This window comes from Streptomyces sp. NPDC059851, assembly GCF_042732005.1.
GTDB lineage: Bacteria > Actinomycetota > Actinomycetes > Streptomycetales > Streptomycetaceae > Streptomyces.
The window spans coordinates 48,870-62,942 of record NZ_JBHWJJ010000002.1; the positions used below are offsets into that span (position 1 = coordinate 48,870).

The 14,073-nt window shown below is 72.5% G+C and carries 14 protein-coding genes; 8 read left to right on the forward strand and 6 right to left on the reverse strand.

What is annotated here, in order from left to right; genetic code table 11:
* The first annotated feature begins 137 nt into the window (after positions 1-137).
* The 5 genes from ACFV7Q_RS00815 to ACFV7Q_RS00835 all read left to right on the forward strand — a co-directional run bounded on the left by ACFV7Q_RS00815 (position 138) and on the right by ACFV7Q_RS00835 (position 5,268).
* Positions 138-1,073, forward strand: a complete 936-nt coding sequence (locus ACFV7Q_RS00815) for a cellulose-binding protein (RefSeq protein WP_385422108.1) — start codon at positions 138-140, stop codon at positions 1,071-1,073.
* 172 nt (positions 1,074-1,245) lie between these two features.
* Positions 1,246-2,268 (forward strand): ABC transporter ATP-binding protein, encoded by a 1,023-nt coding sequence (locus ACFV7Q_RS00820; RefSeq protein WP_385422110.1) that lies wholly within the window; start codon positions 1,246-1,248, stop codon positions 2,266-2,268.
* Position 2,269: 1 nt separating this feature from the next.
* Positions 2,270-3,046 (forward strand): ABC transporter permease subunit, encoded by a 777-nt coding sequence (locus ACFV7Q_RS00825; RefSeq protein WP_385422112.1) that lies wholly within the window; start codon positions 2,270-2,272, stop codon positions 3,044-3,046.
* Between the two features lie 204 nt (positions 3,047-3,250).
* Positions 3,251-4,378, forward strand: a complete 1,128-nt coding sequence (locus ACFV7Q_RS00830; protein WP_385422114.1) for an ABC transporter ATP-binding protein — start codon at positions 3,251-3,253, stop codon at positions 4,376-4,378.
* On the forward strand, positions 4,375-5,268 hold the full coding sequence (locus tag ACFV7Q_RS00835) for an ABC transporter permease (RefSeq protein WP_385422116.1): 894 nt from the start codon (positions 4,375-4,377) through the stop codon (positions 5,266-5,268). The genes ACFV7Q_RS00830 and ACFV7Q_RS00835 overlap by 4 nt, the downstream gene beginning before the upstream one ends.
* Positions 5,269-5,286: 18 nt before the next feature.
* Here the strand turns inward: ACFV7Q_RS00835 and ACFV7Q_RS00840 are convergent, their stop codons facing one another.
* Positions 5,287-5,640 carry an ATP/GTP-binding protein gene (locus ACFV7Q_RS00840; RefSeq protein WP_385422118.1) on the reverse strand — a complete coding sequence of 118 codons (354 nt, stop codon included), beginning with the start codon at positions 5,638-5,640 and terminating at the stop codon, positions 5,287-5,289.
* A gap of 239 nt (positions 5,641-5,879) precedes the next feature.
* Between ACFV7Q_RS00840 and ACFV7Q_RS00845 the strand changes: the two genes are divergently transcribed.
* The gene (locus ACFV7Q_RS00845; protein ID WP_385422120.1) at positions 5,880-6,899 is read left to right on the forward strand and encodes an LLM class flavin-dependent oxidoreductase; all 1,020 of its coding nucleotides are present in this window, start codon (positions 5,880-5,882) and stop codon (positions 6,897-6,899) included.
* A gap of 236 nt (positions 6,900-7,135) precedes the next feature.
* On the opposite strand, the gene ACFV7Q_RS00850 is transcribed toward ACFV7Q_RS00845, so the two are convergent.
* Positions 7,136-7,528, reverse strand: a complete 393-nt coding sequence (locus tag ACFV7Q_RS00850) for an SCO5389 family protein (RefSeq protein WP_360635747.1) — start codon at positions 7,526-7,528, stop codon at positions 7,136-7,138.
* A gap of 220 nt (positions 7,529-7,748) precedes the next feature.
* Here ACFV7Q_RS00850 and nucS point away from each other — a divergent pair, with 220 nt between their 5' ends.
* On the forward strand, positions 7,749-8,420 hold the full coding sequence (gene nucS / locus ACFV7Q_RS00855) for an endonuclease NucS (protein ID WP_385422122.1): 672 nt from the start codon (positions 7,749-7,751) through the stop codon (positions 8,418-8,420).
* A gap of 66 nt (positions 8,421-8,486) precedes the next feature.
* Here the strand turns inward: nucS and ACFV7Q_RS00860 are convergent, their stop codons facing one another.
* The 3 genes from ACFV7Q_RS00860 to ACFV7Q_RS00870 all read right to left on the reverse strand — a co-directional run bounded on the left by ACFV7Q_RS00860 (position 8,487) and on the right by ACFV7Q_RS00870 (position 12,604).
* Complete coding sequence (locus ACFV7Q_RS00860) at positions 8,487-11,051, reverse strand: ATP-binding protein (protein WP_385422125.1); 2,565 nt, start codon at positions 11,049-11,051, stop codon at positions 8,487-8,489.
* Between the two features lie 186 nt (positions 11,052-11,237).
* A complete protein-coding gene (locus ACFV7Q_RS00865; protein WP_385422127.1) occupies positions 11,238-11,561 on the reverse strand; it encodes an STAS domain-containing protein in 324 nt (107 codons plus the stop codon).
* Between the two features lie 194 nt (positions 11,562-11,755).
* The gene (locus ACFV7Q_RS00870; protein WP_385422129.1) at positions 11,756-12,604 is read right to left on the reverse strand and encodes a 3-hydroxyacyl-CoA dehydrogenase family protein; all 849 of its coding nucleotides are present in this window, start codon (positions 12,602-12,604) and stop codon (positions 11,756-11,758) included.
* A 195-nt stretch (positions 12,605-12,799) separates the two neighbouring features.
* Between ACFV7Q_RS00870 and ACFV7Q_RS00875 the strand changes: the two genes are divergently transcribed.
* Entirely contained in the window at positions 12,800-13,375 is a 576-nt protein-coding gene (locus ACFV7Q_RS00875) for a cob(I)yrinic acid a,c-diamide adenosyltransferase (protein WP_385422131.1), read from the forward strand.
* Here the strand turns inward: ACFV7Q_RS00875 and ACFV7Q_RS00880 are convergent.
* Positions 13,372-13,947, reverse strand: a complete 576-nt coding sequence (locus tag ACFV7Q_RS00880; protein WP_385422133.1) for a hypothetical protein — start codon at positions 13,945-13,947, stop codon at positions 13,372-13,374. The genes ACFV7Q_RS00875 and ACFV7Q_RS00880 overlap by 4 nt on opposite strands.
* Positions 13,948-14,073: the final 126 nt, after the last annotated feature.

Below are 14,073 nucleotides of genomic sequence, written 5' to 3' on the forward strand. Positions count from 1 at the left end.
CTGCCGCCTTGCCACTCAAAAGGGGTGTCATTCTCCAGATCAAACGCCGATTGACTCGATGACACGCCGGTTGGGCGCCTAGGATTCCCCTAACACCTCTCACGTAGCACCTCATCGGTCTCATCGACAGGAACCCCATGAGCGACACTTCCTCCCCCTTCGGCTTCGAGCTCGTGCGGCGTGGTTACGACCGCGGTCAGGTGGACGACCGCATCGCCAAGCTGGTCTCCGACCGCGACAGCGCCCTTGGACGTATCAGTGCCCTGGAAAAGCGGATCGAGGAGCTGCACCTAGAGACGCAGAACGCCCAGGCCCAGGTGAGCGAGGCGGAGCCCTCGTACGCGGGCCTCGGGGCCCGGGTCGAGAAGATCCTGCGGCTGGCGGAGGAGGAGGCCAAGGACCTGCGCGAGGAGGCCCGTCGCGCGGCCGAGCAGCACCGTGAGCTGGCCGAGTCGGCGGCCCAGCAGGTGCGCAACGACGCCGAGTCGTTCGCGGCCGACCGCAAGGCGAAGGCGGAGGACGAGGGCGTCCGCATCGTCGAGAAGGCCAAGGGCGACGCCGCGACCCTGCGCGCCGAGGCCCAGAAGGACGCCGCCTCCAAGCGCGAGGAGGCCGACGCCCTGTTCGAGGAGACCCGCGCCAAGGCCGCCCAGGCCGCCGCCGACTTCGAGACGAACCTGGCCAAGCGCCGCGAGCAGTCCGAGCGCGACCTGGCCTCGCGCCAGGCCAAGGCGGAGAAGCGCCTCGCGGAGATCGAGCACCGTGCGGAGCAGCTGCGCCTGGAGGCCGAGAAGCTGCGTACGGACGCCGAGCGGCGGGCCCGCCAGACGGTGGAGACCGCGCAGCGCCAGGCCGAGGACATCGTGGCCGACGCCAACGCCAAGGCGGACCGGATCCGCAGCGAGTCGGAGCGCGAACTGGCGGCGCTCACCAACCGCCGCGACTCGATCAACGCCCAGCTGACCAACGTCCGTGAGATGCTGGCGACGCTGACCGGTGCGGCCGTGGCCGCCGCCGGCTCCCCGATGGACGACGAGCCGGTCCGCGGCGTTCCGGCACAGCAGAGCCGCTGACGCCGCCTCCACCGGTTCGCCCCGGCGTCACGGTGCGCGTCCTACCACGCCGCTTCTCCGTACGGGCGATTGACACACCGTCTACTCGCCGGTAGCGAAACGTCATGCAAGAGGGCCCCTTGTCACCCTTTCGAGGTGGCGTGGGGCCCTCTGGCGTTCTAGCGTGAGCCGCATGATCGAGCTTGAGGCCCTTACCAAACGATTCGGCGCGAAGACCGCCGTCGACCACCTCAGCTTCCAGGTCAGACCGGGGGTGGTGACCGGCTTCCTCGGCCCCAACGGGGCGGGCAAGTCGACCACCATGCGCATGATGCTCGACCTCGACAACCCGACGAGCGGGACGGTCAGGATCAATGGGAAGCACTACCGGGACCTGTCGGAGCCGCTGAAGCACATCGGTGCCCTGCTGGACGCGAAGGCGATGCACGGTGGCCGCAGCGCGTACAACAACCTGCTCTGCCTCGCCCAGTCGAACCGGATCCCGACGAGCAGGGTCGCCCAGGTTCTGGATCTCGTCGGGCTGACGCCCGTGGCGAAGAAGAAATCGAAAGGGTTTTCGCTCGGAATGGGCCAGCGGCTGGGAATCGCTGCCGCCCTGCTCGGGGACCCGGAAATCCTGATGTTCGACGAGCCCGTCAATGGTCTGGACCCGGAGGGAATTCTCTGGATCCGCAATCTCATGAAGGGACTCGCCGCCGAGGGCAGGACGGTCTTCGTCTCCTCACACCTGATGAGCGAAATGTCGCTGACGGCGGACCATTTGATCGTCATCGGCCAGGGCAGACTCCTGGCCGATATGTCGATGGCCGATTTCATTCACCAGAACTCCCGCAGCTTCGTCCGGCTGCGCTCGCCGCAGCCGGAGCAGCTCAAGGACGTCCTGCACCGGGCCGGAATCGACGCGGTCGGCGTCCCGGACACCGGTGCGCTGGAGGTCGACGGGGTGGCTTCGGAACGGCTCGGCGAACTCGCCGCCCAACACGGGATCGTGCTGCACGAACTCAGCCCGCAGCGGGCTTCACTGGAGGAAGCGTTCATGCGCATGACGGCGGACTCGGTCGAGTACCACGCCCATGCCCCCGGAAGCCCCGGCTCGGCACTGCCGGGCCCCGGTGCCGCCGCCGACGACCGGGTCCCGGCCGGCGCCCCCGCGCGGGGTGCCGGCTACGGGGCCGACCGCAAGGGCGGGCAGTGACATGTCCTTCCCCGCGATCCTCCAGTCCGAGTGGACCAAGATCCGTACCGTCCCCTCGACCGTCTGGACCCTGGCGTCCGCGCTCGTGGTCACGGTCGGCTTGAGCGCCCTGCTGTGCGGCTTCGTCGACTCCACTTTCGAGGACATGCCGAAGGAGCAGCAGCTCACCTTCGACCCGACCATGGCCAGCTTCGCCGGCATGACCCTCGGTCAGGCCGCCGTCATCGTCTTCGGCGTCCTGGTCGTCGGCACCGAGTACAGCACCGGCATGATCCGCACCTCGCTCGCCGCCGTGCCGCGGCGCGGCAGCTTCCTGGCCGGCAAGCTCACCGCGGCCACCGCCCTCGCCCTCATCGTGGGCATGGTCACCAGCTTCGCGTCCTTCTTCATCGGGCAGTCCCTCCTCGGCGAGCACAGCATCGCGATCGGGGAGCCGAACGTGCTGCGCGCAGTGGTCGGCGCCGGTCTCTACATGGCCGTGCTGGCCCTGTTCTCCATGGGCATGACGATGATCCTGCGCAGCTCGATGCTGGCCCTCGGGATCCTGCTGCCGCTCTTCTTCCTCATCTCGCCGATCCTGAGCTCCGTCGACGCCACCAAGAAGGTCGCCGAGTACCTGCCCAACCAGGCCGGCAGCCAGATCATGCAGACGGTCCAGATCACCATGGACGGCAGCGAGCCGCCGTACGGCCCGTGGGGCGGCTTCGCGATCATGGTCGCGTGGGCGCTCGCCGCGGTGGTCGGCGGCTTCCTCGTGCTGAAGAACCGCGACGCCTGACGCCGCCGCGGTGTGGGGTCCGTCTCAGGACGGACCCCACCTCGTGATCCGCCTCAGGGCGGACACCCGCCGTACTACGGGTCTTCCCCGGGTCCGATGTCAGGGGCAGCTCAGGGATCGGGGAGGGATGGAACCGGAGCCTCCTCGATATCCTCTTAATCCTTAACTCGGACGAAAGCCGTCCAGCGGGCAAGGGGCTGAGGAATGATCGAGGCAGTCGGGCTGACCAAGCGCTACGGCGCCAAGACCGCTGTCGACCAGCTGTCCTTCCAGGTCAGGCCCGGCCATGTGACCGGCTTCCTCGGTCCCAACGGCTCAGGCAAGTCCACCACCATGCGCATGATCCTCGGCCTGGACCGGCCCACGTCGGGCCACGTCACGATCAACGGCCGTCCCTTCCGCGAGCTGCCGAACGCCCAGCGGCACGTCGGGGCCCTCCTCGACGCCAAGGCCGTGCACGGCGGCCGCCGCGCCCGCACCCACCTGCTCTCCATCGCCCAGCTGTCCGGCATCCCCGAGCGCCGGGTGGACGAGGTGCTGGCCGTGGTCGGCCTCCAGGACGCGGCCGCGCAGCGCACGAAGGGCTTTTCGCTCGGCATGGGCCAGCGGCTCGGCATCGCCACCGCCCTGCTCGGCGACCCCCAGGTGCTCCTCTTCGACGAGCCGGTCAACGGGCTCGACCCCGAGGGCATCCTCTGGGTCCGCAACCTCATGCGCCGGCTGGCCGCCGAGGGCCGCACCGTCTTCGTCTCCTCGCACCTGATGAGCGAGATGGCCCTGACCGCCGACCACCTCATCGTGATCGGCCGCGGCCGGCTCCTCGCCGACATGGGCACCCAGGAGTTCATCGCGCACAACTCGGCCGGATTCGCGCGGGTCCGCGCGGCCGGACCCGCAGCGGATGGCCGGAACGCGCTGGCAGCGGCCCTGACCGGGGCGGGCGGCCGGGTGCTCCAGGAGTCCGACGGGGCGCTGCGGGTGACCGGCCTGGAGCTGCCGCACATCTCGGACCTCGCGCACGGAGCCGGCGTACGGCTGTGGGAGCTGTCCCCGCACCGGGCCTCGCTGGAGGAGGCCTACATGCGGCTGACGCAGTCCGCCGTCGAGTACACCTCCAGCGAGGACCCGCGGGCGGAGCTGTGGGAAGCGGACCCGCTGGCCCTGCCGGTCTGGGAAGAGGAGCTCCCGGCGCCCGAGGTTCCGCAGGACGGTTTCTTCGCTCCCCCGCCGCCCGGCACGGGCGGCAAGCCCTTCCTGATGCCCGGCAGCCCGGCCGAACTCGCCGGCACCGCCCCCCACGCCCCCACGGACACCCGCGAGGACACCCGATGACCGGCCCCACGTCCACCGCGGACCAGCCGAAGGACCAGTCCCAGGACCGGCCGGAAGACCGGTCGGCCGCCCGGTCGGCCGCCCGCTCGGAGAGCTACGTCTCGCCGCTGCCCGCGCCCCGGCCACACCTGGGCCACGCCATCGCCTCGGAATGGACGAAGCTGGTCTCGGTGCGCTCCACCCTGTTCACGCTCGGCTCCCTCGTCCTGCTCGTCGTCGGCATCGGGCTGCTCGCCGTCATCGAGATCCGCAGCACCGCCGACACGCTCACACCGCCGACCGCGCCCGCCCTGTTCGGGCTGCTGATCGGTCAGGTCGCCGTGATGGTGCTCGGCGTCCTGACGATCACCTCCGAGTACGGGACCGGGCTGATCCGGACGACCTTCACCGCGGCGCCCGGCCGGGCCCGCGTACTCACCGCGAAGTACCTCGTGTTCGCCGGGGTCGCCTTCGCCGCCGTCGCCGGCTCCGTCGCGGCGGTCGGGATCGCCTCCCTGATCCTGCGCGACGGCAGCGGCGGACGGCACGGCGCCGGGGAGTGGTTCCACGCCCTGGCCGGCTGCGTGTACGTCACCCTCCTCGGGGTGATCGGCCTCGCCGTCGGCGCCATGCTGCGGCACTCCGCCGGCGCCATCGCCGTGATGCTGGGGGTGGTCACCGTCCCGCCGGTGGCCGGGGGGATGCTCACCGCCTGGGAAGGCCTGGCCCCGATCGGCCGCACGATCCTCGAGTACAACGCCCCGGTCGCACTGATGCAGCTGTTCGGGATGCCGAACGGGATCGAGGGCGAGCGGCTCCCCAGCGACCTGTCCCACATACTGCTGATCCTGCTGGTGACGGGCGCCGCAGTGGCCGGCTCGTACGTGGTCGTCGGCCGCCGCGACGTGTAGGCCGAGGCCGTCTCCCGGCTAGTACCTCGGGGCGTTCTTGGACCGCTGCACCCGTGTGGTGCGGCGGTCCTTCGCGTTCCAGCACGCCTTGTGCCAGTGCCTGCGGTCGTCCACGCCGCCGTACTCGGGCCAGGCCACCAGGTGCGGCGTGCCGGAAGGGATCTCCTGGTCGCAGCCGGGGCAGCGGTAGCGCTTGCCCACCGCGCTCGCGCCCGCGACGTGACGGACCTTCCAGTCCTCGCCGAGGTATTCCTCCGTGCGCTCCAGCCCGAACCGGTCGGCTGCCGCCGGACCGGGGCCGGAGTCGGAACCCGCCGCCGCACGGCCGGCTGACTTCCCGCCGCCCTTGGGGCGGTTGTGGCGCGGTGACACGTATACCTCACGAATCGGCGGACGGCAGTGACTTCCACCCAGACTACGCGCAGCGGGGGCGCCTCCACGCAGGGTGGCGGAGAAGGGCCGGCGGTGGACCGCCCGCCGAGGACAACCGGCCTGACTATCCCAATAATTTCGTATCGGGCCGTGCCTTTGGCACGTGTCAGACGTTGTTGCCATCAGAAGTGCCGGTCGTACCTGGGGAGGCCGCGTCAGCCAACGAGGAGGCTAAGGCGATGCGCGTAGGAGCGTTTGTAGTGGCGGCCCAGTTCCCGGGCCAGGGGCAGGGGGAGACGCTGCACCGGGCGGTGCGCACGGCGGAGGTGGCGGAGGAGGCCGGACTCGACTCCGTGTGGCTCGCCGAGCACCACTTCGTCCCTTACGGGGTGTGCCCCTCGGCGGTCACCCTGGCGGCCCTGCTGCTGGGGCGGACGCGGCGGCTGCGGGTGGGCACGGCAGTGAGCGTGCTGCCGAACACGCACCCGGTGGCCCTCGGCGAGCAGGCAGCGCTGCTGCACCTCACCTCCGGCGGCCGCTTCACCCTCGGGGTGGGCCGGGGTGGCCCCTGGGTGGACCTGGAGGTCTTCGGTGGCGGCCTGCGCGCGTACGAGAACTGCTTCCCCGAGGACTTGGACGTGCTCCGGCGATGGCTCACCGAGCCGCGGGTGGCCGCGATCGGCGAGCGGCACGTCTTCCGCGAAGTGGCCGTCGTACCGCGGCCGGCGGAGGCCCTGGACGGGGACGGATCGGGGCCGGAAGTGATCGTCGCCTGCACCTCCCCCGCGTCGGTGCGGCTGGCCGCGGAGCGGGGACTGCCGATGCTGCTCGGCATGCACTGCGGGGACGAGGACAAGGCGGACATGGTCGCGCTCTACCGCCGTACGGCCGCCGCGGCCGGTCACGACCCGCAGGCCCCGCACGTGTCGGCCGGGGTGTGCCAGCTCGCGGACCGCACCGCGGACGCGCGCGAGACCTTGACGAAGGCGATGCCGGGCTGGTTGCGGCAGGGCCTGGACGCGCACGTGACGGTGGACGGCCGGACGCGCGCGATGCGGGACCCCGTCGCGTACACCGAGCTGCTGTGCGACCTGCACCCGGTGGGTACCCCGCGGCGGGCGGCGGAGCGGCTGGCCGCGACGGCCGAGCGGACCGGCATCACGCGGTTCGCCCTGCTGATGGAGGGCTCCGGCGACCTCGCCGCGACCGAGGAGAACGTACGGCGCCTCGGTGCCGAGGTACTGCCCCGCATCGGCTGAGGCAGCCGTCCGGCGGCCCCGGCCCGCGGACGGCGCGGGTCCTGGCGCCGGCCTTCCCCCGCTGCCTGGGCTGCCGCTCCGGTATCCGTGGCACCTCCCCCGATACGGAGCGGCAGCGAAAGTACGGTCGTGCAGGTCGAACCGGTGGCGGTGCCGGGCCGGTGGCGGTACCGGGACCAGGGGCCGCGGTCGTGGCGCGCGTCGGGCCGGTCGGGCCGGTCGTGCCGTACGCCGGGCTAGCAGTCCCGCAGCTCCGGGGACTGGTTGAGCAGCTGGGCGCGGACCGACGTGAACCTGGCGAGCCGGTCGTCTGCGGACGCGTCCAGCGGGAACACCGCCACGCGGTGGCAGTTCTGGAAGGCCAGGCGCACCCCGAAGTGCCGCTGCAGCGCACCCCGTATCGCGTCACTCGCGAGCGCGCGCAGCAGCTGCCCGCGCGCGTGCTCGTCCGGCGGCGGCGTCTGGTTGTCGGCGAAGTCCCCGCCGTCCACCTTCAGCTGTGCCACGAGCGAGCTGATCATCTCCCATGCGAAGGGCAGGGAGGTCCGGACGCAGTCGACGAAGGCGGCTTCGTCGACCTCGCCTCGCTCGGCCTGTTCGAGTAGGGCCGGTGAGACGTCGAGCGACATGGGTTCTCCTCTCGCGACCCCGGTCCTCTGGGTAGCCGGAGTCTTACGGGCAGGGACGGGGACCGGCGACGCAGTGTGCACGCTCGACGACCTCCCGCTTCCACGGTAGGCGCCCGCTGGGTGCCGCACCAGGAGAATGCGCATACAACGCGCCATCGGCGAACGGGGCTTTCGGGGGCGAATCGCGTGGAGGCGGGTCGGTCGAGTAGCGTTGCCGTCCATGCGTCTCGTCATTGCCCGCTGCTCCGTCGACTACGCGGGCCGGCTCACCGCCCATCTGCCCTCGGCACCCCGTCTGATCCTCGTGAAGGCTGACGGCAGTGTCTCCGTCCACGCGGACGACCGGGCGTACAAACCGCTCAACTGGATGTCGCCCCCGTGCACCCTCAAAGAGGGGACCGGCGACGAGGCCGGCATCTGGACCGTCGTCAACAAGGCGGGCGAGAAGCTCATCATCACCATGGAGGAAGTCCTCCACGACTCCTCCCACGAGCTGGGCGTCGACCCCGGCCTCATCAAGGACGGTGTCGAGGCGCACCTCCAGGAGCTGCTCGCCGACCGCATCGACACGCTGGGCGAGGGCTACACCCTGATCCGCCGCGAGTACATGACGGCGATCGGCCCGGTCGACATCCTGTGCCGGGACGCCGACGGGGCGACGGTGGCGGTCGAGATCAAGCGCCGCGGCGAGATCGACGGCGTGGAACAGTTGACCCGCTACCTTGAGCTGCTCAACCGCGATCCGCACCTGGCTCCGGTCCGCGGCGTGTTCGCCGCCCAGGAGATCAAGCCGCAGGCGCGCGTCCTGGCCACGGACCGCGGCATGGAGTGCGTCGTACTGGACTACGACGCCCTGCGCGGCATCGAGGACGACAAGCTCCGGCTGTTCTAGGCGGCAGCCAGCTGCTCCGGGCGGCAGCCGGCGGCGGGGCGGTCCGCAGTCCCGGCTGCGCCGGCGCTACGGCGCGGCGGGGCTGGTCCCGGCGGTCGTGGTGGCCGAGCCCGTCCCGGCGGTCGTGGTGACCGTGGGGGACGGGGCCGGCGACTGCGACGGGGACGCAGTGGCGGTCGGGCTCGGGGCCGGGGACGTGGGCGTCGGCTTCGCCGACGAGGGCGTCTGCTGCGGCGGCACCGCCGAGGAGGGTCGGCGCGAGGGAGCGGCGGAACCCGACGTGGTCGGGGAGGCGCTCTGGCCGGGCCGGGCCGGGCCGGACTGCGCCGCGGCCGGGGCCGAGGCCCCCGGCTCCGGCGCAGGATCGTTCCCTCCGGTGCTCGCCGTGCCCGGCGCGGCCGGCGCAGGGGTCGACTGGGTCACCGGACCGCTGCCGGACTCCTCCGCCTCGGACGAGGTCATCGCCAGACCCACCACCGTACCCAGCACCACCGCCGCCAGGACTCCCGCGGCCCCCAACAGCACCGGCTTGCGGCGCTGCCGGTCCGGGCGCGGCGCGGGGCGGGGCGGTATGAGCGGCGGCGGGACCGGGCGCGTCGGCGCGGTCGGCTTCGGGTCGAGGGGGAAGGCCTCCTCGAACACCTCCGACAGGCTGGCCGGCGCCGCGGACCGGCGGATCACCGGCACCGCGGTGGTCGCCGCCCCGGTCGCGGGCAGGGCGGTGGTGACGGCCTCCGACGCGGGCAGCGCAGCCGTCGCCGCCTCCGGAGCGGGCGGCGGCGTGCCGGGCCGGGCCGCAGCCGGGGAGGCGGACCGGCCCGCGGGCGGGAGGACGGACCGGCCCGCGGGCGCCGCGGAAGGCTTCGACGGGGCCGCTCCGGACGGGGACGCCTGCGGCGCGACGGCCGGGCGGGTCGGCGCCGCGGACGACACGGACGCCACGGACGCCGCGGGTGCGTCGGCCGGGGCCGCCAGCCGCAGCGGCGGGGACGCGGCCACGCCCGCCGCCTCGCGGTCGGTGACCAGCGCCAGCGCCCGCCGGCCCGCCACGGTGCCCCGCTTGTCCGCCAGGGCTCCCTTCAGGCCGATCGACGCCTCCAGCTCGGCCCGCGCCCGGTCCAGCCGCCCCTCGCACAGGGCGAGCACACCCAACTCGTGGTGGAAGTAGGCCTGCTCGGCGACCTCCCCGGCCTTCCGCGCGGCCTCGGCGCCCGCACGCAGCACCCGCTCCCAGGCCTCCCAGTGCCGCGAGGCCGCGAACGCGGGCGCCGCACTGCGGGCCAGCAGGACGGCGGCCACCACGTCGGCCCCGCCCAGCGCCGACAGCACCGCGTCCGCCTCGGCCGCGACCCGCGCCGGGGTCACCGAGGAGTGCCCGGTCCACCAGGCGTAGTGGCGGGCGGCCGTACGGGCCTCCTCCGCGGCGGTGTCCCCGTACCCGGCCCCCTCCAGCTGCCGGGCGACCCCGGCGGCCAGCCGGTACCGCGGGCCGACCGGGGTGACGAGCCCGCTGCCGAGGAGTTCGGCGACGGCCGCGTCGGCGTGGGTGTCCCCCACCAGGGCCGGCAGGTGGGCGTGGTGCGGGAGCTCCCCGCCCAGCGCGCAGGCGATCCGCAGCGCGGCCCGGGCCGACTCGCTGACCCGGGAGGCGATCAGCTCGGCCGGGGCCGCGCCCTCGGCCAGCGTCGGCAGCGGTACCGCGGCGGTGTCGCGGGGCCGCTCCTCGAAGACGCCGGGCTCCTCGTCGTCGTCCTCGGTCCGGCCCCGGTTGAGCTCGTCGCGGCGGCGCAGCAGCGCGGCGGCCTGGACGAAGCGCAACGGCAGCCCCTCGGAGGCGAAGCGCAGGTCTTCCGCCCAGGCGGTCTCCTCGTCGGTGAGCGGCCGGCCGACGCCCGCTTCGAGCAGCTGCAGGCAGTCGGAGCGGCTCAGGCCGCCGAGGAACACCTCCTCCAGGTGTGCGTCGTCGCAGGGGGCGGTGTCGGGGGTGGTGGCGAGCAGGTAGGCGCACTCGGGGGTGGCCCGCAGCAGCTCTTCCAGGGCGCTGCCGCCCATCTCCAGGTCGTCGAGGAGCACGATGGCTCCGATGTCCCGCACGCGGGCCAGGAGTTCGTCCCGTTCGGGCCGCTCGGCCGAGGCGTCGTACACGGCCGCGTGGAGGGCGTGCAGCAGCTCGCCCGGCTGCTGGTGTCCGTACCCGGAGAGCCGGACGACGCCGTCGGGGGCCAGTCCGGCGCAGTCGGCGGCGACCGCGTCGAGCAGGGAGGTGCGCCCGGAGCCGGCCGGTCCGGTCAGCCGTACGGAGCGACCGCGGCTCAGCAGCCCTGCGAGGCGCTCGCGTTCCTCCTCGCGCGCGAGGAGCGGCGGGGTGAAGGGGGCGGGGCCGGGCAGTGCGGGCGGGCGCCCGGCGGCGTCCTGCTCGCGTCGGGCCGCCGCGTCGCGCCGGGCGGGGCGGCCTGCGCCGGTGCCGGGCCGGCGGGGCTGGATCTCGCTGCCGTCGACGGGGTTGACGGTGAGGGTGTACTCGCCCGCGGTGAGGGTGGTGATCCGGGCCACGGGGGTGGGTGCCGTGTGCGGTCCGGAGCCCGCCGCGGCGCGCTCCACCGGTTCGGCCTGCCCCTGCGTGCGGTCCATGACCAAGTCCCCCGATCGCGTCCTGCGCCCTTGCCGTAATGCTGCCGGCCTTCGCACATTCCGCTGGTGTTACGGGTCCGGCCTCCGCCCGACCCTAGACGGTGGCCGGCGGTGCACGGAACCGCAGGGGTGCGTTATCCGCCGGACCGTTACGTTTCCGCAGGACAAAGCGGTCGGCGGGGGGTGTCAGACCCTCGGGAGGGATTCCGCTTCCAAGCCGCCCTCGATGGCGAGGATCCGGTGGAGCCGGGTGGCGACGAGCAGCCGCTGCATCTGCGGCGGCACGCCGCGCAGGACGAGGCGGCGGCCGGACCGGCCGGCCCGCCGGTGGGCTCCCATGATCACGCCGAGGCCGGTGGCGTCCCAAGAGTCGAGCCCGGTGAGGTCGAGCACGAGGTCGCCGTGGCCGTCGTCGAGGGCGGTGTGCAGGGCCGCACGGGCGTCAGCCGCGCTGCGCACGTCGAGGCGGCCCCCGACGGCCAGTTCGGCGTGGTCGCCCCTGATGTGCATATGCGCTCCCGGCAGTCCTTGCGTACGTATGGTCCGACTGGTCCGTGGTCGGCAACTCTCACTGGAACTGACTGCCGCATGGGCGGTGAAGTTGCCGACCGTGAGCGAACCGATACCTAAATCACTCGCGAGGCGGAGCGTTCGAACTGGTGCTCAGTGGCGCCCGGTCCCGGAGGCGTCCGCGCCCCGGCGGCTCAGTGCTTGTAGAAGCCCTGGCCGGTCTTGCGGCCGAAGTCCCCGGCGTCCACCATGCGGCGCATCAGCTCCGGCGGCGCGAACTTCTCGTCCTGGGACTCGGTGTAGATGTTGCTGGTGGCGTGCAGCAGGATGTCGACGCCGGTCAGGTCGGCGGTCGCCAGCGGGCCCATCGCGTGGCCGAAGCCGAGCTTGCAGGCGATGTCGATGTCCTCGGCGGAGGCGACGCCCGATTCGTACAGCTTCGCGGCCTCGACGACCAGGGCCGAGATCAGACGGGTCGTCACGAAGCCGGCGACGTCGCGGTTGACGACGATGCAGGTCTTGCCGACGGACTCGGCGAACGCCCGGGTCGTCGCGAGGGTCTCGTCGCTGGTCTTGTAGCCGCGGACGAGCTCGCACAGCTGCATCATCGGGACGGGCGAGAAGAAGTGGGCGCCGACGACCCGCTCCGGACGCTCCGTCACCGCCGCGATCTTGGTGATCGGGATGGCGGAGGTGTTGGAGGCGAGGATCGTGTCCTCGCGGACCAGCTTGTCCAGCGCGCGGAAGATGTCGTGCTTGACGTCCAGCTTCTCGAAGACGGCCTCGACGACGATGTCGACGTCGGCGACCGCGTCCAGGTCGGTGGTCGTGGTGATGCGGGCGAGCGCGGCCTCGGCGTCCTCGGCCGTCATCTTCCCCTTGGAGACGAACTTGTCGTACGAGGCCTTGATGCCGTCGGTGCCGCGGGTCAGCGCGGCGTCGGTGACGTCCCGCAGCACCACGTCCCACCCCGCCTGAGCGGAGACCTGAGCGATTCCGGAACCCATCAGCCCCGCACCGATGACGGCGAGCTTCCCAGCCACTGCACACCCCTCGTTCTTCAAACGGCCAGTCTCGTAGCCTCTCGGCCGGAGACTAGCGGGCGCGAGGGGTGGTGTGACCGCGAAGTAACACGCGTCACGTCTCAGATGACGGACATCACACCGGGACGGTCCACCGCACCCCGCCCGCCGCGGAGTTCGCTTCCCGCCCCCGGCGGGGCTCACTAGGCTGGCCGCATGGTGAACCTCACGCGCATCTACACCCGCACCGGCGACAAGGGCACGACGGCCCTCGGTGACATGAGCCGTACCGCCAAGACCGACCTGCGGATCTCCGCGTACGCCGACGCGAACGAGGCCAACGCGGCCATCGGCACGGCGATCGCCCTCGGCGGCCTCCCGGAGGAAGTCGTGAAGGTCCTCGTGCGGGTGCAGAACGACCTGTTCGACGTCGGCGCGGACCTGTGCACCCCGGTCGTGGAGAACCCGGAGTACCCGCCGCTGCGCATCGAGCAGGCGTACGTCGACAAGCTGGAGGCGGACTGTGACCGCTTCCTCGCGGAGCTGGAGAAGCTGCGCAGCTTCATCCTGCCCGGGGGCACCCCCGGCGCGGCGCTGCTGCACCAGGCCTGCACCGTGGTCCGCCGCGCCGAGCGCTCCACCTGGGCGGCGCTGGAGGTGCACGGCGAGGTCATGAACCCGCTGACCGCCACCTACCTCAACCGCCTCTCCGACCTCCTGTTCATCCTGGCCCGTACGGCCAACAAGGAGGTCGGGGACGTGCTGTGGGTGCCGGGCGGTGAGCGCGGTTAGCGCTCCTTCCCCACCAGGCCGGAGTCCGGGGCCCCGGCCACCGACGGGGCCTTGCGGGGCCAGAGCGTGTACGTGGCCGCCACGATCGCGTGGATGCCCACGACCCGCAGCACGGCGAACCTGGACGCCTCCAGCGCGGACGTGTCCGCCGCGCCGCCCACGAACCAGATCGCGCCCTGCAGCAGGGCGACGGCGACGGCGGCGCCGGCCAGGGTCCGCAGCCACAGCTTCCACTCGTGTGCGGCGCGCTCCATGCCGTACCCGGCGCCGGGCGGCTTCGGACCGCCGGCGAAACGGTACGCCGCGTGCCGGTCGAGCCAGTTCACGGTGTAGTGGCCGTAGCCGACGGTGTAGCCGATGTAGACGGCGGCCAGACCGTGCCGCCAGCTCGGCTCGCCGCCGTTCTTCAGGTCCAGGGTGGTGGCCACGAGCAGCACCAGCTCCAGCAGCGGCTCGCACAGCAGCACCGCCGCCCCCAGCCGGGGCATCCGCGCGAGGTAGCGCAGTGCGAGTCCGCCGGCCAGCAACACCCAGAAGCCGACCTCGCAGGCAATGATCAAGGTGACGAGCACGGTCTCTCCCTTCCGGCCGGCTGGTCCGGCGACATCGGCGCCGACTCCTCGACGGCTGGTTCCAGCCTCCCGTCCGCTGCGCGCCTATACCTCGTCACCGGTGACGATCCGTGACTGCATCCTTCG

What these genes read in the sequence shown, in the direction of transcription:
- ACFV7Q_RS00815 (WP_385422108.1), top strand. Translation starts at nt 138, where the DNA reads ATGAGCGACACTTCCTCCCCCTTCGGCTTCGAGCTCGTGCGGCGTGGT.
- ACFV7Q_RS00820 (WP_385422110.1), top strand. Translation starts at nt 1,246, where the DNA reads ATGATCGAGCTTGAGGCCCTTACCAAACGATTCGGCGCGAAGACCGCC.
- ACFV7Q_RS00825 (WP_385422112.1), top strand. Translation starts at nt 2,270, where the DNA reads ATGTCCTTCCCCGCGATCCTCCAGTCCGAGTGGACCAAGATCCGTACC.
- ACFV7Q_RS00830 (WP_385422114.1), top strand. Translation starts at nt 3,251, where the DNA reads ATGATCGAGGCAGTCGGGCTGACCAAGCGCTACGGCGCCAAGACCGCT.
- ACFV7Q_RS00835 (WP_385422116.1), top strand. Translation starts at nt 4,375, where the DNA reads ATGACCGGCCCCACGTCCACCGCGGACCAGCCGAAGGACCAGTCCCAG.
- ACFV7Q_RS00845 (WP_385422120.1), top strand. Translation starts at nt 5,880, where the DNA reads ATGCGCGTAGGAGCGTTTGTAGTGGCGGCCCAGTTCCCGGGCCAGGGG.
- ACFV7Q_RS00850 (WP_360635747.1), bottom strand. Translation starts at nt 7,528, where the DNA reads ATGTCGCTCGACGTCTCACCGGCCCTACTCGAACAGGCCGAGCGAGGC.
- nucS (WP_385422122.1), top strand. Translation starts at nt 7,749, where the DNA reads ATGCGTCTCGTCATTGCCCGCTGCTCCGTCGACTACGCGGGCCGGCTC.
- ACFV7Q_RS00860 (WP_385422125.1), bottom strand. Translation starts at nt 11,051, where the DNA reads ATGGACCGCACGCAGGGGCAGGCCGAACCGGTGGAGCGCGCCGCGGCG.
- ACFV7Q_RS00865 (WP_385422127.1), bottom strand. Translation starts at nt 11,561, where the DNA reads ATGCACATCAGGGGCGACCACGCCGAACTGGCCGTCGGGGGCCGCCTC.
- ACFV7Q_RS00875 (WP_385422131.1), top strand. Translation starts at nt 12,800, where the DNA reads ATGGTGAACCTCACGCGCATCTACACCCGCACCGGCGACAAGGGCACG.